The sequence below is a fragment of the Streptomyces sp. NPDC013457 genome, assembly GCF_043089925.1.
Taxonomy (GTDB): domain Bacteria; phylum Actinomycetota; class Actinomycetes; order Streptomycetales; family Streptomycetaceae; genus Streptomyces.
The window spans coordinates 63,712-86,490 of record NZ_JBICBL010000006.1; the positions used below are offsets into that span (position 1 = coordinate 63,712).

At 70.0% G+C, this 22,779-nt stretch carries 23 protein-coding genes; 15 read left to right on the forward strand and 8 right to left on the reverse strand.

Features of this window, described 5'->3' with window-relative positions:
* Positions 1 to 13: 13 nt before the first annotated feature.
* Positions 14 to 1,237, reverse strand: a complete 1,224-nt coding sequence (locus ACF1G2_RS17570) for a saccharopine dehydrogenase family protein (RefSeq protein WP_391799099.1) — start codon at positions 1,235 to 1,237, stop codon at positions 14 to 16.
* A gap of 118 nt (positions 1,238 to 1,355) precedes the next feature.
* Between ACF1G2_RS17570 and ACF1G2_RS17575 the strand changes: the two genes are divergently transcribed.
* A complete protein-coding gene (locus tag ACF1G2_RS17575; protein ID WP_391799100.1) occupies positions 1,356 to 2,078 on the forward strand; it encodes a TetR/AcrR family transcriptional regulator in 723 nt (240 codons plus the stop codon).
* 110 nt (positions 2,079 to 2,188) lie between these two features.
* Here ACF1G2_RS17575 and ACF1G2_RS17580 read toward each other — a convergent pair whose 3' ends face one another.
* The gene (locus ACF1G2_RS17580; protein WP_391799101.1) at positions 2,189 to 2,851 is read right to left on the reverse strand and encodes a DUF4232 domain-containing protein; all 663 of its coding nucleotides are present in this window, start codon (positions 2,849 to 2,851) and stop codon (positions 2,189 to 2,191) included.
* A gap of 412 nt (positions 2,852 to 3,263) precedes the next feature.
* On the opposite strand from ACF1G2_RS17580, the gene ACF1G2_RS17585 reads away from it, so the two are divergent.
* From ACF1G2_RS17585 to ACF1G2_RS17615, 7 genes are all read left to right on the forward strand, one after another.
* Positions 3,264 to 4,136: an NAD(P)-dependent oxidoreductase gene (locus ACF1G2_RS17585; RefSeq protein ID WP_391799102.1), complete on the forward strand. Its 873-nt coding sequence runs from the start codon at positions 3,264 to 3,266 to the stop codon at positions 4,134 to 4,136.
* A gap of 203 nt (positions 4,137 to 4,339) precedes the next feature.
* Positions 4,340 to 5,263: an NAD(P)-dependent oxidoreductase gene (locus ACF1G2_RS17590; protein ID WP_391799103.1), complete on the forward strand. Its 924-nt coding sequence runs from the start codon at positions 4,340 to 4,342 to the stop codon at positions 5,261 to 5,263.
* Positions 5,264 to 5,514: 251 nt separating this feature from the next.
* The gene (locus ACF1G2_RS17595; RefSeq protein WP_391799104.1) at positions 5,515 to 6,942 is read left to right on the forward strand and encodes a flavin monoamine oxidase family protein; all 1,428 of its coding nucleotides are present in this window, start codon (positions 5,515 to 5,517) and stop codon (positions 6,940 to 6,942) included.
* A gap of 252 nt (positions 6,943 to 7,194) precedes the next feature.
* Positions 7,195 to 8,424, forward strand: a complete 1,230-nt coding sequence (locus tag ACF1G2_RS17600; protein ID WP_391799105.1) for a cytochrome P450 — start codon at positions 7,195 to 7,197, stop codon at positions 8,422 to 8,424.
* Positions 8,425 to 8,429: 5 nt separating this feature from the next.
* On the forward strand, positions 8,430 to 8,633 hold the full coding sequence (locus ACF1G2_RS17605) for a ferredoxin (RefSeq protein ID WP_391799106.1): 204 nt from the start codon (positions 8,430 to 8,432) through the stop codon (positions 8,631 to 8,633).
* The gene (locus ACF1G2_RS17610) at positions 8,630 to 10,030 is read left to right on the forward strand and encodes an activator-dependent family glycosyltransferase (RefSeq protein ID WP_391799107.1); all 1,401 of its coding nucleotides are present in this window, start codon (positions 8,630 to 8,632) and stop codon (positions 10,028 to 10,030) included. The genes ACF1G2_RS17605 and ACF1G2_RS17610 overlap by 4 nt, the downstream gene beginning before the upstream one ends.
* A gap of 269 nt (positions 10,031 to 10,299) precedes the next feature.
* Positions 10,300 to 11,478, forward strand: coding sequence for an acyl-CoA dehydrogenase family protein (locus tag ACF1G2_RS17615; protein ID WP_391799108.1), 1,179 nt, complete (start codon positions 10,300 to 10,302; stop codon positions 11,476 to 11,478).
* On the opposite strand, the gene ACF1G2_RS17620 is transcribed toward ACF1G2_RS17615, so the two are convergent.
* Positions 11,469 to 12,353 (reverse strand): SDR family oxidoreductase, encoded by an 885-nt coding sequence (locus ACF1G2_RS17620; protein ID WP_391799109.1) that lies wholly within the window; start codon positions 12,351 to 12,353, stop codon positions 11,469 to 11,471. The two genes, ACF1G2_RS17615 and ACF1G2_RS17620, sit on opposite strands and share 10 nt — an antisense overlap.
* Positions 12,354 to 12,417: 64 nt before the next feature.
* On the opposite strand from ACF1G2_RS17620, the gene ACF1G2_RS17625 reads away from it, so the two are divergent.
* Complete coding sequence (locus tag ACF1G2_RS17625) at positions 12,418 to 12,786, forward strand: winged helix-turn-helix transcriptional regulator (RefSeq protein WP_391799110.1); 369 nt, start codon at positions 12,418 to 12,420, stop codon at positions 12,784 to 12,786.
* A 56-nt stretch (positions 12,787 to 12,842) separates the two neighbouring features.
* Here the strand turns inward: ACF1G2_RS17625 and ACF1G2_RS17630 are convergent, their stop codons facing one another.
* Positions 12,843 to 13,589 carry a class I SAM-dependent methyltransferase gene (locus tag ACF1G2_RS17630; protein WP_391799111.1) on the reverse strand — a complete coding sequence of 249 codons (747 nt, stop codon included), beginning with the start codon at positions 13,587 to 13,589 and terminating at the stop codon, positions 12,843 to 12,845.
* Between the two features lie 273 nt (positions 13,590 to 13,862).
* On the opposite strand from ACF1G2_RS17630, the gene ACF1G2_RS17635 reads away from it, so the two are divergent.
* Positions 13,863 to 14,360 (forward strand): cupin domain-containing protein, encoded by a 498-nt coding sequence (locus ACF1G2_RS17635; protein WP_391799112.1) that lies wholly within the window; start codon positions 13,863 to 13,865, stop codon positions 14,358 to 14,360.
* Between the two features lie 18 nt (positions 14,361 to 14,378).
* On the opposite strand, the gene ACF1G2_RS17640 is transcribed toward ACF1G2_RS17635, so the two are convergent.
* Complete coding sequence (locus tag ACF1G2_RS17640; protein ID WP_391799113.1) at positions 14,379 to 15,800, reverse strand: PLP-dependent aminotransferase family protein; 1,422 nt, start codon at positions 15,798 to 15,800, stop codon at positions 14,379 to 14,381.
* 47 nt (positions 15,801 to 15,847) lie between these two features.
* On the opposite strand from ACF1G2_RS17640, the gene ACF1G2_RS17645 reads away from it, so the two are divergent.
* Entirely contained in the window at positions 15,848 to 16,312 is a 465-nt protein-coding gene (locus ACF1G2_RS17645; protein WP_391799114.1) for a carboxymuconolactone decarboxylase family protein, read from the forward strand.
* Between the two features lie 23 nt (positions 16,313 to 16,335).
* Here the strand turns inward: ACF1G2_RS17645 and ACF1G2_RS17650 are convergent, their stop codons facing one another.
* A complete protein-coding gene (locus ACF1G2_RS17650) occupies positions 16,336 to 17,634 on the reverse strand; it encodes a GDSL-type esterase/lipase family protein (RefSeq protein WP_391799115.1) in 1,299 nt (432 codons plus the stop codon).
* Positions 17,635 to 18,213: 579 nt separating this feature from the next.
* Here ACF1G2_RS17650 and ACF1G2_RS17655 point away from each other — a divergent pair.
* Together ACF1G2_RS17655 and ACF1G2_RS17660 are read left to right on the forward strand one after the other, a co-directional pair.
* Complete coding sequence (locus ACF1G2_RS17655) at positions 18,214 to 18,681, forward strand: lamin tail domain-containing protein (RefSeq protein ID WP_391799116.1); 468 nt, start codon at positions 18,214 to 18,216, stop codon at positions 18,679 to 18,681.
* 410 nt (positions 18,682 to 19,091) lie between these two features.
* Complete coding sequence (locus ACF1G2_RS17660; protein WP_391799117.1) at positions 19,092 to 19,352, forward strand: hypothetical protein; 261 nt, start codon at positions 19,092 to 19,094, stop codon at positions 19,350 to 19,352.
* A 45-nt stretch (positions 19,353 to 19,397) separates the two neighbouring features.
* On the opposite strand, the gene ACF1G2_RS17665 is transcribed toward ACF1G2_RS17660, so the two are convergent.
* On the reverse strand, positions 19,398 to 19,682 hold the full coding sequence (locus ACF1G2_RS17665; RefSeq protein ID WP_391799118.1) for a hypothetical protein: 285 nt from the start codon (positions 19,680 to 19,682) through the stop codon (positions 19,398 to 19,400).
* 265 nt (positions 19,683 to 19,947) lie between these two features.
* Here ACF1G2_RS17665 and ACF1G2_RS17670 point away from each other — a divergent pair, with 265 nt between their 5' ends.
* Positions 19,948 to 20,385, forward strand: a complete 438-nt coding sequence (locus tag ACF1G2_RS17670) for a nitroreductase family deazaflavin-dependent oxidoreductase (RefSeq protein WP_391799119.1) — start codon at positions 19,948 to 19,950, stop codon at positions 20,383 to 20,385.
* 100 nt (positions 20,386 to 20,485) lie between these two features.
* Here ACF1G2_RS17670 and ACF1G2_RS17675 read toward each other — a convergent pair whose 3' ends face one another.
* Positions 20,486 to 20,941 carry a suppressor of fused domain protein gene (locus ACF1G2_RS17675; RefSeq protein ID WP_391799120.1) on the reverse strand — a complete coding sequence of 152 codons (456 nt, stop codon included), beginning with the start codon at positions 20,939 to 20,941 and terminating at the stop codon, positions 20,486 to 20,488.
* A 1,074-nt stretch (positions 20,942 to 22,015) separates the two neighbouring features.
* Between ACF1G2_RS17675 and ACF1G2_RS17680 the strand changes: the two genes are divergently transcribed.
* A complete protein-coding gene (locus ACF1G2_RS17680; protein WP_391799121.1) occupies positions 22,016 to 22,777 on the forward strand; it encodes a hypothetical protein in 762 nt (253 codons plus the stop codon).
* Positions 22,778 to 22,779 lie beyond the last annotated feature (2 nt).

Here is a 22,779-nt window from a genome sequence, read left to right on the forward strand (position 1 = left end):
CCCGCCGGGCGGGTCAGCTCTCTTCGCGCAGCCCCCACGGAGACCCGTACGCGCCGAGCAGGTCCAGGAACGGCCGGGGCGGCAGCGCCTCGGGGCCGAGGACGCCGCTTGCCTTCCACGTACCGTCAGCGATCAGCTCCAGGGCGATCACCGGGTTGATGGCGGTCTGCCAGACCACTGCCTGGGAGCCGTACTCGCGCATCGACCACTCGTTGTCGACCACGTGGTACAGGTACGCCTCCCGCGCCGCGCCGTCCTTGGTTCCCTTGACCCAGGTGCCCGCGCAGGTCTTGCCCTTCATCCGGTCCCCGAGCGTGGCGGGGTCGGGCAGACAGGCGGCGACCACGTCGCGCGGGGAGACCTGGACCGGTCCGTCGGCGCCGGGGACGGTGACCTTGGCCGTGGAGTCGAGCCCCAGATCCCGGAGGGTCTTCAGCTTGGCGATGAAGTCGTCGCCGAGGCCGTACTTGAACGTCACCCGGCGGGCGTCCACCCAGCGGGGCATGAGGAGGACCTCCTCGTGCTCGACGTTGACGCACTCCACGGGGCCGATGCCCTCGGGGAAGTCGAAGACCTCCGGCTCGCTGAAGGGCGCGGTGGTGAACCAGCCGCGGCCCTTCTCGTGCACGACGGGCGGGTTGAGGCACTCCTCGATGGTGGTCCAGATGCTGAAGGAAGGCGCGAAGTCGTAGCCCTCCACGGTGAGGTTCGCACCGTCGCGGACGCCGATCTCCTCGATCTCGTCGAAGAGTTCGTCGGCCGCGTACCGGGCGAAGACGTCCGAGAGGCCGGGCTCCACGCCCATGCCGACCAGGGCGAGGCGGTCGGCGTTCTCCCAGGCCTCGGCCAGGGCGAACTGCTCGTCGCCCAGCTTGACCCCGCACTGTTCGTAGGGTGCGGTGGGGTGCGGAACGGACAGTGACATCGCCATGTCGACGTAGTGCACACCGGCGGCGAGCGCCGCGTGGAACAGCGGCATCACGAACCTGGGGTCGGTCGCGTTCAGCAGCACGTCGCAGCTCTCCTCGACGAGGAGGCGCCGGACCGCAGCCTCGTCGGAGGCGTCCAGACGGTGGGCGCTGAACCGGCCCTCCTGGTCGTCGAGCGCTGCCACGGCGGCCTCGGCCCGGGCCGGATCGTAGTCGGCCACGACCATGCGGGTCAGGAAGTCGCGGCGGGCCGCGATACGGGTGACGGCGGTTCCGACGCCGCCGGCGCCGACGAGAAGTACGCGCATGTCACACACCACTTTCGCTAGACGGTCCCGGCGAGCGCCTGGGAACACCTCGATGCAACACGGTCCCGGCGGTTAAGGTCTACAGCGTTGGCATAAGGAGCGACGGGACGGTGGAGTGATGCCGAAGAAGGTGGTTCCGGAGGCGGAACGGCGCAGGCGGCGGCCGACCCGGCAGGGCTCCGTGCTGTCGGAGAGGCTGATCGTGGAGACAGCGCTGCGGATGCTGCGCGAGCACGGGAGCGCCGGACTGACCGCACGTCGGCTCGGCGCCGCTCTCGGAGCCGACCCCAGCACCCTGTACAGGTACTTCGCGGGCCTGGACGGTCTGACCCGGGCCATCGGCGAGGAGCTGATGGGGCGCGCCCTGGACAGTTGGACGGCCACCGGGAGCTGGCGCACCGACCTGCGTTCTCTGGGTCTGGCCATCCACGCCTCCTACCTCGCCCACCCGCAGGCCGCCCTGCTGACCGCCAGCCGTGTCACCGGCCGCCCCCGGGAGATCGAGGTGGACGAGACGATTCTCGGCATCCTGCGCGGCGCGGGCTTCGGCGAGGCGGACGCCGTCGGCGTGTACCACGCCTTCATCGACCTGGCCCTGGCCTTCGCCTCCCTGGACGCGGGCGCGCTGGCGATCAAGGACGAGGTCAGGGAGGCGGACGAGGACATGTGGTCCTCCACCTATGCCCGGCTGCCGGCCGAGACACATCCGCACATCGCCGCCACCGCACACCTCCTGGCCGACCGGATGAATCGCAGCGCCTATCCGGTCGTGCTGGACACCCTCCTGGGCAGCGCGGAGGCACGGCTGGCCTCCGCGCGGAACGGCACCGGCGCGGCGTGAGGCGAGTCCCGACGACGGGACATGAAGGCCGACGACAGCCGGCGCCCCGGCGGCTCTCCCGCCCGCGCGCGCCTCCGCCGCGCGGCGGAGGCGCCCGAGCGGGAGACCGGCTACAGGCTCAGCGCGTCCTCGGCGTTGTCCATCCACGCGGTGACCGAGTTGTCGTCGGAGACGTTGAGTCCGGGCGTCGAGGCCTTGAGCGGGACCTGCTTCAGGTCGGACTCGGTGTTCATGGTCATCGCGATCGAGGAGACAGTCTTGCTCTTGGCGCCCTTCAGGCCGCCCATCAGGCCGGCATAGGCGGACTGGCCCGGTGCGAGCCGGATGGCCTCCTCGATGCCAGGGGCCGTACCGCGCTCCGTCGCCTGCCCGTCCAGGTCGCCGAAGGTCACGACGGGGTGGCCGAGCACCCGGCACGGCTTGCCGGACTTGTTGGTGACCTTCAGCAGGTAGCTGCTGGTCGTGGGCTCTGCAAGGCTCGCGGTGAACGTCACGTCGAAGGTGCTGCAGGGGAAGACGTCGTAGTCCGGATCGACCGACGGCGACGCCGGCTTGCCGGGCGCGGACGGCTTGGCGGATGCGGACGGCTTCGCAGGCGAGGACGGCTCGGCGGGCGAGGACGACTCGGCGGGCTGCGACGGCGAGGCGGGAGTCGCCGACGGTACGCCGGCCCCGCCCGCGGCACCGTCCTCGCCGGGACCGCAGGCGGTCAGGGCCAGCGCGGACACGGTGACGACGGTGACAGCGGCAAAGGCTCTGCTCAAGGTGCTCATGGCGTACTCCCCCGATGACGGCGTGAAACGTTCCTCTGGTGGACTCCAGGTTCGCGCGTGTGCTTCACAGTTCGGTGACAGCGCCTTGCCGAATCCACCACGGTTCATCTCGCGGACCTCTGGGGGCTCGAGCGTTCCTCGACGACGTGCGGAAGCGGCCGCGCCCCCGATCAGCGCAAGGGCTTCCCCTGCCGGCCTCCGGTCGATGACTCGCTGGTTACCGTTCGATGAGGGGCGAATTCCGGCGGGCCGATAGCTTCTGGACAGCTCACCCATGCGGAGCGTCGCGTGCCAGCGCCCATTCGAATCAGAGAAGATGGTGCCATTTTTCTATGAGTCTCACTGCAGACACCGCCGGTTTCCCGAGGAGTTCGGCAGCGCGTTGCCCTGAAGGCGGGACGGTGTGATGGCAATGGACGACAACACTCCGGTCACGGTCATCGGCCTGGGGCTCATGGGCCAGGCGCTGGCCGGCGCGTTCCTCGGTGCCGGGCACGCCACGACCGTGTGGAACCGGTCCCCCCAGAAGGCGGACGGGCTCGTCGCCGACGGCGCCACGCTCGCCCCTTCGGTCGCCGAGGCGATCGCCGCCGCCCCGCTGGTGATCGTCTGCCTGACCGACTACGACGCCGTGCGTGAGGTCCTGGAGCCCGTCCGCTCCGCCCTCAGGGGCAAGACCCTGGTGAACCTCACCTCCGGGCACTCCGAGGGAGGCAGGCAGACGGCAGAATGGGCCGCCGGCCTCGGAATCTCGTATCTCGACGGCGCGATCATGGCCATTCCGCCCGTCATCGGCACGGAACACGCGGTACTGCTCTACAGCGGCCCCGAGGACGTGTTCGGCGCCCATGAGGCCACCCTCGCCCGCCTGGGCGCGGCCACCCACCTCGGCGCCGACCACGGGCTGGCGTCGCTCTACGACGTGGCCCTGCTCAGCATCATGTGGGGTGTCCTGAACAGCTTCCTGCACGGCGTCGCGCTGCTGGAGACGGCAGGCGTGAAGGCGACGACGTTCTCCCCGCTGGCCAACCAGTGGATCGGTGCGGTGACGAACTTCGTGTCCGCCTACGCGGAACAGATCGACCAGGGCGCGTACCCCGCGCACGACGCCACGATCGACACGCACTGGGCCACCATGGTCCACCTGATCCACGAGAGCAAGTCCACCGGCGTCCCGGTCGAACTGCCGCAGTTTGTCGCTCAGTTGACGGATCGCGCGATCGCGGCGGGCCATGGCAAGGACAGTTACGCAGCCATGATCGAGCAGTTCAGGAAGCCGTCCTGACCTGCTCGATCGCGCGGCGGACGGCTGTCGTGCTCACGACGGCCGGCGTGCGGCCCTCCCTTACCTCCAGGTAAGTGCTTACAAAATAGTGCGCACTTGGCAACCCGTCAGATCGGCGGAAGGATCGTTCCAGCCCCTGGGTGCGGCAGTCGATCCGACCCCCCACGTGCGGCTGACGTCCCGGTTGGCCAAGGAACGAACCCATGCGGAAGATGGAGACCACGAACATGAACGAGTACGCCCCCCAGCCCGCTGAGGCCACACCTGTCACCGTCATCGGCCTCGGCTCGATGGGGCAGGCGATCGCCGGTGCATTCCTCGCGGGCGGCCACCCCACGACCGTCTGGAACCGGACTGCCTCCAAGGCCGACGCCCTCGTCTCCCAGGGTGCGACCCTCGCCACGACCCCCGCCGAGGCGGTCGAAGCCGGCGAACTCGTCGTCGTCTGCGTACTGGACCGCGACGCGGCCCAGGAGATCCTGAACCCGGTCACCGGCCGTCTGGCCGGGCGCGGCCTGCTCATGCTGACCAGCCTCTCCCCCACGGAGGCCAACGAGACCTCCGCATGGGCGGCCCAGGAGGACATCGCGTTCCTCGGCGGCGCCATCATGGCCACCCCGGACCTGATCGGCAACCCCGAAGAGGCGTCGCTGCTCTATGCCGGTTCGTCCGCCGTGTTCGAGAAGCACAAGGCGGCGCTGGCGCTGCTGGGCACCTCGACGTACCTCGGTGACGTCGCCGCCCGTGCGTCGCTTCTGGAGACGGGTCTGCTGGCGTCGATGTACTCGATGTTCGCCGGGTTCTTCCACGGTGCGGCGCTCGTCGGCACGCAGGGCGTCACGGCCGAGGAGTTCACCGCGCTGGCCGTGCCGTGGCTCAAGGCGATGACCACGTTCCTGCCCGGCCAGGCCGAGTTCATCGACAAGGGCGACTACACCACCGACGTGCAGAGCCTGGCGTTCAACAAGGGCGGCCTGGACCACATCATCCACATCAGCGAGGACCAGGGCATCGGCACCGATGTCATGAAGCCCATCGCCGAGCTCATCGACCGTCAGGTCGAGGCGGGCCACGGCGCCGACAGCCTCGCCCGGCTGATCGAGGGGATCAAGAGCCCCAAGGCGTGATCGTCTGAGCACACACGTCTCTTCGAGGGGCCGTCGGTTCGCCGACGGCCCCTCTTCGTGCGTCCGGGGAGACCATCGCGTGATGTCGGGCCACGAGGGTTCCCGCGTGCGGTGCGGCGGATGCGCGCACCGCACGGAGAGACGGTCGATTACCGCCCCGTTACCAGGGCATGGGGAAGCGATGGACGGGCGCTGGTCGCTCATCTGGCTGAATTCAGGCCAGCAGCGGATCACTCAGCGCAAGGAGCGTCATGCAACCGGAGAACAGCATTCCCCGCCCGGGCCACGCCTACACACCGCGCCGCAGGACACTGCTCAAAGTCGCCGGGCTGGCCGGAATAGGCACAGCGACCGCGGCTGCCTCCACGGCGCGGGCCGCCGGCACGAAGGCGGACGCCACGTTCGACGTGATCGTCATCGGCGCGGGCTTCGCCGGTGTCACCGCGGCGCGCGAGCTGCAGGCCGCGGGCAGGAGGACGCTGCTGCTCGAGGCGCGTGACCGTATCGGCGGGCGCACCTGGACCACCACGTTCCAGGGGCAGATGGTGGAGATGGGCGGCACCTGGGTCGATGCCAAGCAGCCGCTGATCCAGGCCGAGATCAAGCGGCACGGGGTCCGGATCCTGGAGGACCCCGCGCCGGAGAAGGTCATCTTCCGTAATTCCGGCCAGTTCAGGGCGTTCACCCCGGAGGAGGCCTTCGGTCGCCAGGGCGAGCTCTTCGAGCGTCTCGTCGCGGGCTCGAAGGACGCCTTCCCGCAGCCCGAGCAGCCCTTCCTCCGGGCCGACGTGGTGGCGGAACTCGACAAGCTCACGCTCCGGGACCGGCTCCAGCAGATGCGCCTGACGCCCGAGGAGGAGGACTGGATCACTCCGGTCACCGCGGTCGAGGGCGGCGCGGCCCGTGGCGGGCTGGCCGACCTGTGCCAGACCCACGCCCTGTGCGGTTACAGCTACATGGGTTACCTCGGTCTGAACACCTACCGCCCTGAAGGCGGTATGACCCCGCTCCTCAAGCGGATACTGGACAGCTCGGGCGCCCAGCTGAAGCTCGCCTCCCCGGTCCGGTCCGTCTGCGACAACGGTTCCAAGGTCACCGTCACGACCCGCGCGGGCCAGTCCTACTCGGCGGCGGCCGTCGTCGTCGCGGTTCCGGTGAACGTATGGAAGTCGATCCAGTTCACGCCCTCGCTTCCGGCCGCCCACGCGACCGCCACCCAGGAGACGATGTCCGTCACCGCGGGTCAGAAGTTCATGATGAACGTCCAGGGCGACGTGGGCCGGTTCGTCGCCCAGCCGCCCGAGGGCCACCCGCTGCTGACCGCCGTTCCCTGGGCGCAGACCCCCAACGGCCTTCTCATGGCCGGTTTCAGCTCCGACGCGACGCTGGACACCGGCAATGTGGACCAGGTACAGGCCGCCGTCCAGTCCCTGGTGCCGGAAGCCCGGGTCACGGCGGTCAAGGCGGCCCGCTGGGGCCTGGAGCCGTTCTCCCAGGGCGCGTGGTCCTGGATGCAGCAGGGGCAGATGACCAAGCTGCTGCGGGCCGTCCAGCAGCCCCACGGACGGATCTCCTTCGCCACCAGCGACATCGCCACCGGGTGGTCCGGGTTCGTCGAGGGCGCCATCGAGCGAGGCGTCGAGGCCGCGGCGCAGGCCTCCCGAGCGGTGACCCGCTAGCGGGCCTCCTTCGGGCCGTGCCGGCGTCGCGGGCTCCCGCCGGTGCCTGTACGGCCCACCGGACCGCGCGGCGCAGGGCCGGTTCGGCGCGGAGAGGCCAGTGATCGGGCCGTTACTGCGCACTTGAGGCGGCTGTGTACGTTCCATGCAAAACACTTCGCGTCAATGGAGAACCGTCCCAGGCCAGACGCGGATCACCCGCAGGTCGCACGCAGATCAGACTCCGAACGTCCGGACTCAGGAGATCTATCCATGACTTCTTCGATGCCATCGCTCTTCACTCCGGAGTATTACCAGAACCAGTACAAGGCTTTCGCGTGGCTGCGCGAGAACTCGCCCATTCACGAGTTCCGGTTCCCCGTCGGCGACATACGCACCTGGATCGTGTCGCGTTTCGACGACGTGCAGGCCGTGCTCGCCGATCCCCGGTTCAGCAACTTCGCGCCCACCCACGGAAGTTCCGAGTTCAAAGAGTCCGGCATGATCCTCGGCGCCGACACGGTCGTCTCACGCATCATGACCGTGCTCGACCCGCCGGACCACACCCGCATCCGCAAACTGGCCATGGGATCGTTCACCCCACGCCGGACCGCACAGTGGCGCGAGCCCACGGAACGCGTCGTCCAGGCGGAACTCGACCGGCTCGAGAAGCAGGAGAGCCCTGATGCCGTGGCGTACGCGAGTGCGATCCCCGCGGCCGTCATGGGCGAGATCCTCGGCATTCCGCTCAGCCAGTACAACGAGATGCTCGACGCGATCGAGCGGGCGTTCCACCCGGACGACGACAAGGGCAGCGCGCAGCGCGCGTTCGAGGAGATCGCCGACTACGGACGCACCCTGATCATCGAGAAGCGCTCGATGCTCGGGGACGACCTGATGTCGAGCTTCATCGAGGCGCGCGACGGGGACGAGCGGTTCAACGAGGACGAGCTCGTCGCCATGCTCGCCCTCATGATCATGGCCGGTCTCGACACCACGCGGAACCTGATCGGCTCCTCGATCCTCGCCCTCTTCGACCACCCCGACCAGCGGCTGCTGCTGCCGAAGTGGCCCGAGATCCAGGCGACGGCCGTCGAGGAGTTCCTCCGCTACGAGGGTGCCCTGTGTGTGGGCGTCTTCCGTTTCGCCAAGGAGGACATGGACTTCCGCGGTACGAAGCTGCCCGCCGGCGCCCCGGTCGTCGCCGCGCTGCAGTCGGCCAACCGTGACCCCGACCGCTTCACCGATCCCGATCGCCTCGACCTCACCCGCAGCGGCCCCCGCCACCTCGGTCTCGGGCACGGACTGCACAACTGCCTCGGGGCCGCCCTCGCCCGGCTGGAGGCCCAGATCGCCATTCCCGCGATCTTCGAACGCTTCCCCGACCTGTCGCTGGCCGTCCCGCGCGACGAAGTCACCTACGCCGAGAACTGGCTGCTGCGCGGCCTCGTCTCGCTCCCCGTCGAGCTGGGCGCGAGCAGGTCCCACCGGACCGGCGGGTGAACGCCGTGACCGCGAGGCTGACGATCGATCGCACCGTCTGCGGTGGCGGCGGACTGTGTGCCATCACGTATCCGAAACTCTTCCGGCTCTCCGACGACGGCCACGCCGTCGCCCTGGCGGCCGAGCTCCACGACGCCGACGACATCGCCGCGGTGGAGGACCTCGTCGCGTGCTGCCCCACCGAGGCGATCACCCTCACGTCCGGATGACGACGTCCGCACCGGCCCACGGAGCGGCCCCGCCCCGCCGGGTCGCCGTGCGGCGGTGGAGTCCGCCCAAGCACCCCATGGAGAAGACCCCCATGCGTGTCCTGTTCACCATCTGGCCGGCGACGGCCCACGTCTACCCGATCGTGCCGCTGGCCTGGGCCCTGCAGGCCGCGGGGCACGAGGTGGTCGTGGCCTCTCATCCGGCCGTCGCGCCGGCCGTCAACTCGGTCGGCCTGACAGCGGTCTCACTGGGCGACGAGACGACACTTCCCCCGCCGCTCGGCGCGGGCAAGCCCCCGACCGCGGAGACGACGCGCGTCCTGGACCGCATCACGCGAGCGCTGGCCATCGACCCCGCCGATGAGCACGCCTGGCGGTTCCACCGGGACTACATGCTGCCCGCGATCCGTGACTTCCACCCGGTGGACGTCACGGCCCAGGACCCTCAGCCGCTGCTTGACGAGCTGGTCGGGTTCTGCCGGAGCTGGCAGCCCGACCTGGTGCTGTGGGACCCCACGATGCCGTCGTCACCCGTGGCCGCCCGTGTCTCCGGCGCGGCCCACGCGCGGTTCCTGTGGGGCCTTGACCACTTCACCTGGGCCAGGGACCTCTTCACCGAGCGCACCAGGCAGCCCGGGCCGGCGCTGACGGACGAGGAGCCGCAGATCGCCTCGCTGCGGCCGATGGCGGAACGGTACGGCTTCGAGGTCGACGACGAACTCCTCAACGGCCAGTGGACCGTCGACCCCATGCCGACCTCCGCCCGGCTCCCTTCCGGCCTCCGTACGGTGCCGATGCGCTGGGTTCCGTACTCGGGAGCGGACGTCCTGCCCCCCTGGCTGTACGCGAAGCCGGAACGCCCCCGGGTGGCGCTCTCCCTGGGTGCCTCGATCCGGGTCTTCTCCAAGGACAGCGAGGCGCTCATCGCCAATCTGCTGAAGGCGCTGGGTGAACTGGACGTCGAGGTGGTCGCGACCCTGAACCAGGCGCAGCTGGAGGGGATCGATCACGTTCCCGACAATGTGCGCACCGTCGACTACGTGCCGCTGGCCCAGCTCCTCCCGACCTGCTCGGCACTGATTCACCACGGCGGCTACGGCACCATGTGCGCCGCCGCCGCGGCGAACATCCCGCAGATCGTCGCCATGGACAACTACCAGGGAATGGAAGGCCCGCTCAGCGCCCGGTTCGTGACCGAGTCCGGAGCGGGCCTGGTGATCAGGCGAGAAGCGCATTCCGCGGCCGACATGCAGAAGCGGATCGACCGCGTCCTGACCGAGCCGTCGTTCCGCCAGGGCGCCGCGGACATCCATCGGGATCTGCTCGCGACACCCGGCCCGCGCGAGACGGTGTCCGTTCTCGAAGGGCTCACGGCGCAGTACCGGCGCAGCGTCTGACCAGCCTGCGCGTCGAGCGGTTGCCCCCACGTTCCCGAACGACGGGAGCGGGGGGCAACCGCCTTCTTCCGTACGGGAACTGCCGGCCCCCTGCCGGGCGGAGGTCACATTCTTCGGTAACGGAGGACTCATCGCCCGTGGTGGGCAACGCGATTACCCCGACATTACTCGGCACGAACCCAGCGCTCCCATAATCGGAGAAGAGCCGCGTTGAAAGCGCGTATCGCAAGCATTCGCACACCGACGCCCATGAGAGTTGAGGAGTCAGGATGACCACGCCTGCAATTGAATCGGATTCGATACTGGACGCAGTGCGAGAAATCGTCCCCCGGCTCCGTGAGAATGGCATCAAGGCCGAAGAGAACCGCTGGATCCCGGACGAGAACATCGAGCTTCTGGAGAAGGCCGACGTCTTCCGGATCGCCGTCCCGAAGCGATTCGGCGGGCTCGACCTGCCCGTCGCGGACCAGGCGCGGATCATCGAGGAGGTCGGCCGCGGCTGCGGCTCCACCGGCTGGATCCTGTGCTCCTGGATCTCCAGCGCGTGGATCGCCACCCAGTACTCCGACAAGGCCCAGGAAGAGATCTTCGCCGACGGCGCCGTCCGCATCTCCGGCGGCTTCACCCCGACCGGGACGGCGGTGGAGACCGAGGGCGGGTACATCCTCAACGGCAGCTGGCGCTTCAACACCGGCATCCGCGGTTCTCACTGGAACGTCCACGCCGCCATGCTCGAGCGGCCCGGCCAGGAGGACGAGGAGATCTTCGCCATCGTGCCGGCTTCGGAGGTGGAGATCCTCGACGACTGGCACGTCTCGTCGGCATCCGGCACGGGCAGCTCGACCACGCGCCTGAAGGACGTGTTCGTCCCCGCGCACCGTGTCGCCGGCGCCGTCGAGGCGCTCGAAGGCCTCGTCGAAGGCCGGAGCAACACCGGCGCGACCGGCCGCAACTACGGCCTCACGGCCCTGGTGATGGGGCTGTCCGTCCCTGTCTACACCGGACTCGCGCGCGCCGCTCTGGAACTCTTCCTGGAGCGGCTCCCCGGACGGGGCATCGCCTACACCCACTGGGCCGAGCAGCGTGAGCACCCCTACACGCAGATCCAGGTCGCCACGGCGGCGAACAAGATCACCGCCGCCGAGGCGCTCGCGGCCGGCTGGCTGCGCCGGATGCAGGAAGCGGCCGATTCCGGCGAGCAGCTGCCGATGGAGCAGCGGGTGGCCATCCGCGGACAGATGGGGTACGCGGTCCAGCTCGCCAAGGAGGCCGTCGGCGTCCTCCACGACGTGAGCGGCGCCTCGATCATCCAGCGAGCCGTGCCCTTCCAGCGCGTCCACCGCGACATCGAGGGACTGTACCTGCACGGCCTGATGACGCCCCTGGGCAGCCTGGAGGCCCACGGCCGAGTCCTGGTCGGACTCGACCCGGACACCGACTACCTGTAGGCCCCCTGGGCCCGGCTCCCTCCCTCCGAGGGGGCCGGGCCGGCGTCCGCCAGCCACTGGAGAGTGGTGCGGGGGGCCAGGCCGAGCAGCTTCTGGGCGGAGCGGGCGGAGGCGATCGCGTTGTCCGGGAGCGTGGCCAGGAAGTCGTACAGTCCCGCCACGCCGCCCGCCGCACCGCTGCCCAGCAGGGGTGCGAGGGATTCCGCGAACGCCGCGGGTGTGAGGGCCTCGTAGGTGACCGCGCGTCCCATACGGGCCCCGAAGGCCTCGGCCAGTTCCGGACCGGTGGTACCGGGATCGTGGCCGACCTCGACCAGGCCGTTGACGTCCGGGCGCCGGAACAGGGCCACCGCCGCATCGGCGACGTCGAGGTGCGAGGCCCACGAGACGGCGTAGTCGCCGCGGAGCGGGTAGCGGAGCACGCCCTGCTCGCGGGCACCGGTGACGACCGGCGGCAGGAGCAGGTTCTCCAGGAACAGTCGCGGTGCGATCACCGCGTGGGAGGGGCTGCCGGCCTTCAGCCCGTCGATGACCGTCACGACCGCAGGGTCGGCCATCTCGACGGGCGTACCACCGCTCGTGGAGAACACGACTCGCGCCGGGCGGGCAGCGGTCAGGGCCGCGACGACGTTGCGCGCGTACGCCAGCCGGTCCTGCTCCGCACCGAGCGGGAGGTGGACGAAGACGCCTTCGGCCCCGCGATAGGCCTCGGTCAGTGCTTCGACGGAGTGGAAGTCGACCGCCCTGACCCGCGCGCCCGCCACGACGGCGTCGGCGTTCCGGGTGAGGGCGGTCACGGACGCGCCGGAGGCGGCGAGCGCGGCGGCGACGGGGGCACCTTGGGCGCCGGTGGCGCCATGGATCACATAGCTCATGAAATCCATTAGTGCACACACTGCACCGGTTACTTCAACTGCACTAATGGGCTACCGTGGCATCGTGACCACCACTCCCCTGCCCGAGTGCGGTGTCGCCCGGTTCCTCGCCCTCCTCGAAGGCCCGTGGGCGACCCTCATCGTGCGCGAGCTGCTCCATGGCCCGCACCGCTTCACCGAGCTGCGCCAGGCGCTCCCCCGCATCAGCCCGCACACCCTCACCAGCCGTCTACGCCAGTTCGAGACCTACGGCCTCGTCACCCGTACCGCCTTCCCCGAGATCCCCCCGCGCGTCGAGTACCGCCTCACCCCGCTCGGCGAAGGGCTGCGCCCCGTCCTCGAAACGATGGCCGAATGGGCCACGTCGATCCCGGACCCGGCCTCCTCCGACGCCGGGGCCGACGCGGACACGGACGCTCCCCGAGCGGTCTAGGACACGCCACCGCCCGGGGCCGGCCCGCGCTCCCCACCGTGCCCGCCCAGGGGCCGTCAGGCGCGGCAGCGCAGCATCTCGAACGCCGGATTGGCGCGGTAGTCCGCCCAGAACGCGTCACCGTGCGCGGCCACTCCGGCGGGCGACACCTCCGTCTGCACCCACTCGATCCCGCTGAACCCCGCCTTCGACAGACACGTCTCGAACACCTCGCGCCGCGCCGGGCCGGCGGTGAACGTGATCGGCGCCCCCTCCAGCAACGCGGTGATCCGAACCCGCGGGCCGGTGCCGCCCTCCTCGCCCGTCAGCTCCGTGAGGAACCCGTACTCACGCGGTGACGGGCCGGAGAAGTCGTAGTCCGGCGTCTGGTGGAGCATGAAGAACTCGCCCCCGCTCCTCAGGCTCCCGTGCACCTTCCGGCACAGGTGCTCGAACTCGGCCACCGTCTCCGCGTAGTTGAGGAACATCACCGCGGTCGCCACGTCGAACCGCTCTCGCACCGGCGCCAGGTCGGCCACATCACCGACCTCGTAGCGCACGCCCAGCGGGGCCGCCCGCTCGATGCCCTCCGCGGCGCGGATCATCTCGCCGGATACGTCGACGCCGAACACGTCCGCCGCACCGCGCCGCTTCAGCTCACGCGTGTAGAAGCCGGTACCACACGCAAGATCGATGACCCTCCGACCCGCGACATCCCCGACCATGCCGAGGAAGCTGGGCGCCTCCACATACCGGGCCAGCGGCAGAGCCTTGAACCCCTCGAAGGCCTCACCGATCTCGTCGTACAGCTCCTGCGTGCTCATCGCACACTCCTCCCGTGAGGTCGCCCGAGCCCCGGGCGACATCGGAAGTCTCTCCACACCCGAAGGCCGGATCGCACTGGCAGATGCCACTAAGAACGGTCAACCGGCCCTTCGTACATACGAATTGCGGTGCCTCACGCCCGTCGCACGCGCTCGAATTGACCCGAGTTTCCCCGCCTCCAATGCACCCGTCCATGGGTCTTTCCGGAGACTAGATTCATGGGTGTCGCCAGGAACACCGGGCGGCGGAACCACGGAGATACGGGAGTCACCATGACCTTCACCAGCACCCCGAAGCCCGTCCTCGTCCGCGCCGACGAGGCCGAGAGCCTGCAGGACGGAGCGACCAGCCTGATCACGCTGCTGGCCGACGCGAACGCCACCGGCGGTGCGCTGACCGCCAATCGCGCGACGCTGCAGAAGGGCTCGCCGGGCGCCCCCGCCCACTTCCACACCCGCGCCACCGAGATGTTCTACGTGCTCGACGGGTCCATGCGGATCCTGCTCGACGACAAGGTGCTCACGCTCGGTGCGGGCGACTTCCTGACCGTCCCGCCGACCGTACCGCACGCCTTCGCGCCGGCCCCGGACAGTGGGGCCGAGATGCTGGTCGTCTTCACTCCGGGGATGGACCGGTTCGACTACTACCGGCTCCTGGAGCGCGTCTACCGGGGCGAGGCCACGATCCAGGACATCCGCGACAGCTCCGAGCAGTTCGACAACCACTACTTCGAGAGCCCTGTCTGGCAGGCGGAGCTTGCCCGGCGCTGAACTCACCCACCGTGGGTGTCACGGTGGGGGCGGCAGGATCCGGCAGAGCGCGTCCAGGGCGGCGGCGTACGCGTGGTCGGGCGGGGTCGCGTAGCCGACGACCAGCCCGTCGAAGAGCACCGCCTCGGTGGCGGGGTGCCGGAAGCCGGAGAGTCCGTCGAGGGCGAGACCGAGCCAGGTGGCGGCGTTCACCGCGGCAGCCTCGGTGCCCGGAGGCAGCCGCAGTACGGCGTGCAACCCTGCCGCGATTCCGGTGACTTCGATGTGCGGCGCGTGCTCGGCGAGAGCGGCGACCAGTCGGTTCCGGCGGTCCCGGTAACGCTGGCGCATCTGCCGGACGTGCCGGTCGTAGGCACCGCAGGTGATCAGGTCCGCGAAGGTGAGCTGGTCCACCGCACTGGTCCAGCGTTCCCGCCTCCCCTTCGCCGTGAGGACCGGACCGACCAGATGCTCCGGCAGCACCATCCAGCCCAGCCTCAGGGCGGGCGACAGGCTCTTGCTGGCCGAACCGACGTACAGGACGTGGTCGGGATCCAGCGCCTGGACGGCGCCGACCGGTTCGCGGTCGTACCGGAACTCGCCGTCGTAGTCGTCCTCGATCACCACACCGCTCCGGGCACGCGCCCAGTCGACCGCCGCGTTGCGCCGCGCGGGATCGAGCGGCCCGCCGACGGGAAACTGGTGGGCCGGTGTGAGCAGTACCGACCGCACGCCACGGCGCCCGTCCAGGTCCTCCGTTCTCGTGCCGGACTCGTCCAGGCCGAGCGGAATCGTCCGTACTCCGTCGGCCGTCAGCAGGGAGCGGTGGAACGGCAGGCCGTACGCCTCGACGGCGAGCGTTCCGCGCAGCACACCGCCGCCGAACAGCAGCCTCAGCGCGTCGGAGAAGCCCGAGCAGATCACGATCCGCTCGGGGCCGGTACGCACGCCCCGTACCCGGGCGAGGTAGTCCGCGAGCGCGGTGCGCAGCTCGATCCGGCCCTGTGGGTCGCCCGGCCCGAAGGCGTCGTTCGGGGCCGCGGTGAGCGCCCTGCGGGTCGAGGTCGACCATGCGTTCCGCGGGAACGACGCCGCGTCCGGCTGACCCTGCATCAAGTTGTGTACGGGCGCGGCCGGTCCCGTCGGCGGCTTCTTCGGCACGCGCACGGTCCTGGCGGGTGCTGCGCGCTCCGCGACCCGGGTCCCTGAACCCTGCCGGGCGGTCAGCCAGCCCTCGGCGACCAGTTCCGCGTACGCGTCGGCGGCCGTGTTCCGTGAGATGCCGAGGTCGGCCGCGAGCGAGCGGTAGGGCGGCAGCCGTATGCCGGCGGCCAGCCGCCCTTCCTGGATCGCCTCGCGCAGAGCCCGGGCGAGGGCGGCCCGGCGCGAGCCCGTTCCGGCCAGCTCAAGGTGCAGGTCGGCACCGATGCGCTCGGCCAGATTGACCCAGGATTCCGCCACTTGAATGCACCTCTCGGGGGGTCTGTGGGTTCCCTAGGTTAGTGACCATGCAGAACACCACCGCACCCCGAATCGACTTCGCCGCCACCGCACCCAAGGCGTTCAAGGCGCTCATCGGTTTCGACAGCACGGCCCGCGAGGGGATCGATCCGGCTCTGGTCGAACTCATCCAGATCCGCTCGTCCCAGCTCAACGGCTGCGCCTACTGCCTCCACATGCACGTCGGAGACGCCCTCAAGGCGGGCGAGGACGCCCTCCGTCTGCACATGGTCGCGCTCTGGCGTGAGGCCAGGCACTACTTCACCCCGAAGGAGCAGGCCGCGCTCGCCCTCACCGAAGCGGTCACTCTGGTATCCGTCGGCGGCGTCCCGGACGAGGTGTACGCCCGGGCAGCCGCCGAGTTCGACGACACCGAACTCGCCCACGTCCTCGCGGTCGTCTTCGCCATCAACACCTGGAACCGCATCGCCGTCAGCACCGCGAAGGCGGCCGGCACGGACGAGCGCCGATAGGTCGCTTCGACTGCGGCCTGGGCTTACGGAATGGTCAGCGAGCACACCCGGCTGGCGGGGTCGAAAAGACGCAGGTCTCTGATCATCTTCTTGGCGAGGAAGAGGTGGCCTCGTTGGTCCGGGTGCAGTCCGTCGCCGAGAAGGTTCGGAGGCACCGTGCCACCGTTGCTCGCGAGCCAGTGCGCGTGGTGGTCGATGAGCACGACACCCAGCTCCGTCGCGACCTCGCGCATGACAGTGACGTAATCGGCAAGGGCGGCGTGGGTCGGCCACCGGTTCAGGTCGACCGGATTCGGGGTCTGGAGCACGGGTACGGCACCGCCGGGGAGTGCGCGGACGTTCGCCACGAGCTTGCGCAGGTTGGCCCGGTACACATCGCGTCCGGTCGCGGCCGTGGCGGCGTCGTTCGTACCCAGCATGATCGACACGACCTTGGGCTGGAACGCGGAGACGCGGTCGGCGAATTTCGCCACCAGGTCGTTGGTGGTGCTTGCGCTGACGCCGGTGTCGATGACGAAGTCGCTGTGCTTGGGCTTGCCGAGTTCCCAGCGCAGCCGCTCCTGGAAGTGCTCGCAGTAGCTGCGCCAGCCGTTGGTCCAGAGCGCGCCGTGGGTGATGCTGTCGCCCGTGGTCAGCCAGACGGCCGGAGCGCTCGAGTTGAGGATCGAGGAGAGCGTGCCGAAGTCGACGAGGTCGAGGCGCACGCTCACCGAGGCCACCTCCCTCGCCGACAGGACCCTGCCGTAGACGGCGACGCGTTTGATGGTGCCGGTGTAGAACCCTGTGCCGCCGAGGTGTTCGCTGTCGACGTTCCGCGCGATGTTGAGCGCGGTGAGGTTGGCCGCGCCGGCGAAGAAGTTCGCCTGAGGCGTGGTGAGGACGCGGCGCCCGTCGGCGTAGAAGGTGGTCCCGCCGCTGTTGACGGTGATCGCGACGGTGTGCGGCAGACCGTCGTCGTACATGGTGCGCGTGAGGTGGTTCTGCTTGACGATTCCGTTGCCGCGCACGGAGAACTGCAGCCTGCCGGCACTGACGCAGACGGCGACGTACGTCCCCGGCCTCGTCGGGTCCGAGGCGCTCACCAGTGTCATCCCCGGGTTGCGGCTGGTCGTGCCGAAGGTGACCAGGATCGTGCCGGCGGCGAGTCCCCGTACCTTCGAGACCTCGCTGGACAGGTCGGTGAACGACTGCCCGTCGTAGACCCTCTCGACCCGGTGGTCCAGCACGGGCGGCATCGGCGAAGCCGCGAAGGCCCGTCTGAACGGCGTGGCCAGAGGGGCGGCCAGGGCTCCCGCGGCGAAGAGGACGGATCGTCTGCGCACAGTGATTCCTCTGCGGTCGGAGGGGCGCTCGCACCGAGCGCCTGCCTCGGTGAAACTGCCGCGCGGCGACGTGGGACCCGACTCTCCCGCGTAACCGCAGCCTGACGCTACGACAGCCAGGGGTGTGTCGTAAGGCGAGCAAACGTCACGTAGGCGTACGGCACGCGGAGAGCGGAAGACGGCGGCGGACCGTGCCGCGTCGCCTTCGTGTGCGAGGGCCTGGCACGTGTGCGAAGAAACGTGCAGAACGGCCGTTACACGGGCCCGCCACCTGATCGGCGGAGCATGTCGGGTGGCGCGATCGGTGGCGCGTCGAGGCCCGCAAGGGCTTGCCGTCGACGATACGACGGGTGGGTGCAACGGTCAGTGAATGTCAGGCCGCGCCCGTCGGGATGCTTGATCGATACAGGCGACAGTTACGGAAATGTCCGTAATCGGTAACCGCGCTCGGCGGGCGTTCCGACGCGTCCGGCGAGGCGGCACAGTTTGCGTCACCCGGCCCACACCGGACCGGAATCCACACCGCTCTCACCGGCGAGTCTCTGCTGGTGAGGCGCCGTTCTCGAGGAGACATCACACATGTCTGCTTCTTCGACCGCCCGCCGTATCGCCGCCACCGCCCTCGCGGCCGGCGCCATGGTCTCCGTCGCCGCCCTGCCGGCCGCCGCGCACGACGGCGACCGCCACCGCCAGGAGCGGGTGGAGATCAGCCGCGTCCAGGCCGACAGCCCCGGGCGCGACAATCGCTCCAACCGGTCGCTGAACGGCGAATGGGTCGAGATCACCAACAACTCCCGCCACGCGGTGAACCTGGACGGCTGGACCCTGCGGGACAGCGACGGCAACCGCTACCGCTTCGACGACTACCGTCTGCGTGGCCGCGCCACCGTCCGGATCCACACCGGACAGGGCCGCGACACCCGCACCGACCTCTACCAGGACCGCCGCGACTACGTCTGGGACGACCGCGACAAGGCCACCCTCAAGGACGACCACGGCCGCACCGTCGACACCGAGTCCTGGGGCAGCCGCCACCACCACCACTGACCCGACGATCCGGCAACCTGGTCTCCGCTCGTCCACGGCGGACCGTCAGGCCGGCCGGGTCGGCGTGATCGGCCCCTTCTGAGAGTGCGTGCGCCGGGCAGCCTGAGCTGTCCGGCGCACGCGCGTGGGGCGGGACGGGGCGGGTGCTGGCATATGCCCATGTTCTCCGTGCACGCCCCTGTCGCACGCCGGGCTGCCGGTGGCAATGTGTCCGTACGCGGTCCCCGCACACCACCCCGGAAGGGGACCGCGCCCCTGGTTCCGCCTGCCGTCCGGCGGGCGGGACCACGCCGCCCCTTCCCGGCTCCCCACGGGAAGGGTCCAGGCGTGCGCCCGGATTGTCAGACCCCCCTCGTAACGTCGTGAACGAGGGCCGGACCACGCCGGCCACCGGAGCACCGGAGCAGGTCATGGGCGAGATCAGTGTCGACAGACAGCACCTGGACCACTTGCTGGCCGACAGCGCCAGCCCGTACGGCAAGCCGTATCAGGAGGCCTTCGCCGCGCTCGCCGCGTCGCACCGCGGCCGCCCGGCGGCGGAGATCCTGCCGCTGCTCCGTGCGGCCGCCGACCAGGCCCTGCTCGGCTTCACGCCGGCCGATCTGCGCGAGCAGGCGGAGGCGATCAGCACCGGCGCGCCGTACACCCTGAGAATCATCGTGACCGGGTGACGAGCGGCTGCGCGTTCCCCGTGGGGAGGGCTCGGCTACGCCCTCCTACACCCCTTCGAGCCTCGCCAGGACCAGCGCCAGGGGCAGTGTGACGACGGCGAGCGCGAGTCCCGCCGCGGCAAGCCCCCCGCGGATCTCCCGCTTGCCACGAACCCCCAGGTAGGCGGCGATCAGCGGAAGGACACAGCACAGCAACAGGCTGAAGCGCCAGCCTTCCTCGCTGATGAAGAAGACCATCACGGCCACACAGGCCGGGACCGACATGACGGTCATCATGCGGCTGCGTGAAAGGAAGAGTTCGAGGTCGTCGACTCCGCTGAAGAAACTCATGCCCCGGCCCCTGTCGCCCTCTTCGCCGCCTGTCGTCCGATGATCGTAGCGACCGACCCCGAGCCGGGACCCACGGGAGCCGGGTGGGTGAATCTCGCCGTCGGCGTGCGCTCTCGGGAATACACCTGGTGCGGGAGTGGCTGCACCGTACGTCGGCGGGGAGATGGTGGTCGCCACGCGGCGCTGCCATGGAGACAGTCCCGACGGCGGTTGTCGGCTGGCGTCAACGGGATCCGGTGTCGCCTGATCTCAGGGAAGGGTGTCCATGCCACTCGAAGGCGTATACGAGCCCAGTCCGTCACAGTGGGTGCGGAACCAGGTCGAGCTGTACGAGTCGTCAGGCGGTACGAAGGGAACGACGATGCGGGGCCTGCCCGTCGTCCTGGTGACGAACGTCGGCGCGAAGAGCGGAAAGATCCGCAAGACGCCGCTGATGCGGGTGGAGCACGACGGAGCCTACGCGCTCGTCGCGTCGAACGGCGGCGCGGTGAAGCATCCGGTCTGGTACCACAATCTGGTCGCCTCCCCTCTCGTCGAACTGCGCGACGGCCAGGATGTCTGGGACATGAAGGCCCGCCTGATCACCGGCGAGGAGCGGCAGGCGTGGTGGGAGCGCGCGGTGGCCGCCTTCCCCGACTACGCGGACTACCAGCGCAAGACCGATCGGGAGATTCCCGTCTTCGTCGTCGAGCGGACCGCCTAGGCCGGACTCCGGACGCGTCCGGACCCGTCGCAGCCCGCCCCGCGCCCCCAGGACATCTGTCCCGGGGGCGCGCACTTCGTACCGACTCCGCCCGCCCGTCTCAGACCACGGAGGCGCGCCCTGGATCGACGGGGTCGATCTCGTGCTCGTCGAAAAGGACTTCGAGCGCCTCGAGACCCCTCTCTCGGCGGTAGTCCTTCTCCGCTGCGGTGATCGGCAGCAGCCACAGGATCCGGGCATGGGCTCCGCCGTCCCACTCGCAGACCTCGAAGTCGGGTCCGAAGGGATACGGCAGGCTCACCAGGTAGTGGTCGCACTCGGAGTCGTCGAGCCACGGCCGGCCGATGGGGACGGTGTGTCCGACGTCGAGTCGCTGGTGTACCGGTCCGCAGTGGTAGTACGCGTTGACGGTGACGCTCTCCAGGTTGATCCATTCGTCGCCCGGTGCCGCAAGGAAGAACTCCGTGCCATGGCCGTCGTGCTGAGTCGCCGCCCAGCAACCCGACGTCACGTACAGCCACCAGTCGCCCGGATGCGCGGGATGAACCCGGAACACCCGGAATCCCGGCACGCGATCCTCGATGGGCCCCGCCACGCCCGGGACCTCGTCGATGAGGCGACCCGGGAGCCTCCGACGGAGGTGATCGAGAAGAGCAGTGCGTGCTGCGGTGTCCGGCATCCGATCATGATGCCCGCGGCCTTCACGCAGGGCGTGCAGGGGGCCTGAGATCACGACCCACTTTGAAACTGGAACGCGGACCCTGAGGGGTACGACCCCGGAGACGCGAGCGTTCACCCTGACGGCAGGCACGACGTCCCGTGACCGGCCCCCGGTCATGATCGTTACCCGCAGTGGCTGCGTCCTCCGGCCTTGGGGCCTGGGCGCGCGTACGACTGGGCCGACGGTGAGGAACGACGAGTGGGTGGCTGGATCAGTGTCGGTCTAGGGGCTGCGGCTGCCCTGTGCCCGCTGCCGCAGCACGGCGATGTCTCCGTCGTCATGGGACACGACCTCTCCGGGCCTCGTCTCGTGGTGTGCGCCCCGGACGTCAGCGTCGACATGGGTTACGGCGATGAGGCGCCCGGACCCCGACAACCGGCGTGCACACCGTCGTCCCCGCCGTCGACTCCACCGCCTGTGGCGGGGCCGTCTCCCTCCCCTCCGGCCCCGTCGGCCCCGCAGCCTGCACCGGCACCGGCACCGGCACCGGCACCGCCGACGCCTCACAGCACGTCCGGCCCCGTGCTCTCGGCTCCGCCGGTAGCTGCTCCGCCCTCGCCCGCTCCCCCTCCCGAGCCGGCACCGCCGTCGGACCCCGTGCCGAGCACCGCTCCGGCCCCGCCCTCGTCGCGGCCGGCGGACGCGCCCCCGGCCTTCCGTTGGGTGCCGCGGTCGCACTACACCGGCGGGCCGTCGCGTCCGGCTCCCGCCAGGATCTCGATGACCATGTCCACGGTCGTGGTCACCCTCCCGGCTGTTCTCGCCGCGGCCGCCCTCCGACCGGGGTCCCGTCGCCGCGGCCGAGGCTGACCGTCGTCTCCCCGATGGGTCCGCGGATCCCCGGCCGCCCGGCCCACCGCGTCGGCCCGCCCCTCGTCCACATCGCTTCACCTGTCATGGAGTTGTCCTATGCCGGAATGGCTCGTCTACACCCTGGCCTCTGTCCTGGTCTGCGTTCTCGTCGTCACAGCGACCGTCGTACGGCACCGGCGCGTAGCAGTCGACGAGGACACCTCCGAGACCCCGGACGTGCTGGAGTACATGGTCATGATGGTCGGCGTCGTCTACGCCATCGTGCTCGGTCTGGCGATCGCCGGCGTGTGGGAGGCCCGTAGCGCGGCCGAGGACACCGTCCAGCGAGAGGCCCAGGCGCTGTACGAGATCGACCAACGCCTGGACGTCTATCCCGCCGCGTTCCGGACGCAGATCAAGACACACATCGACGCCTACGCCCGGCACGCCGTCACCGCGGAATGGCCGGCCCTGAAGGACGGCACGCCCGTCGACGACACCGGCGCCGAGCTGTTGGGCCGTATCCGCAGCGACATCGCCCACCGCGCACCGGCCGACGAACTCCAGGCTCAGGCCTATCAGCCGCTCCTGGACCAGGTGGCGGCCGCGGACGACGCCCGTCACCAGCGGCTGGACACCTCCGGTACGACACTGCCCGCCGCGCTCTGGTTCGGCCTCGTCGCCGGGGCCATGGTCACCCTCGGCCTGCTCTACACCCTGCAGATCCGCCGCTCCGCGCGCGAACTGCTGCTTGCCACCGCCTTCAGCGCCCTGGTGGTCTTCCTCCTCTTCCTCGTCTGGAGTTTCGACGCGCCCCTCGGTCACTCCGGGACGGACTCGGCCCAGCCCCTGAGCGACCTGATCACCACCGCGGTCTGAGC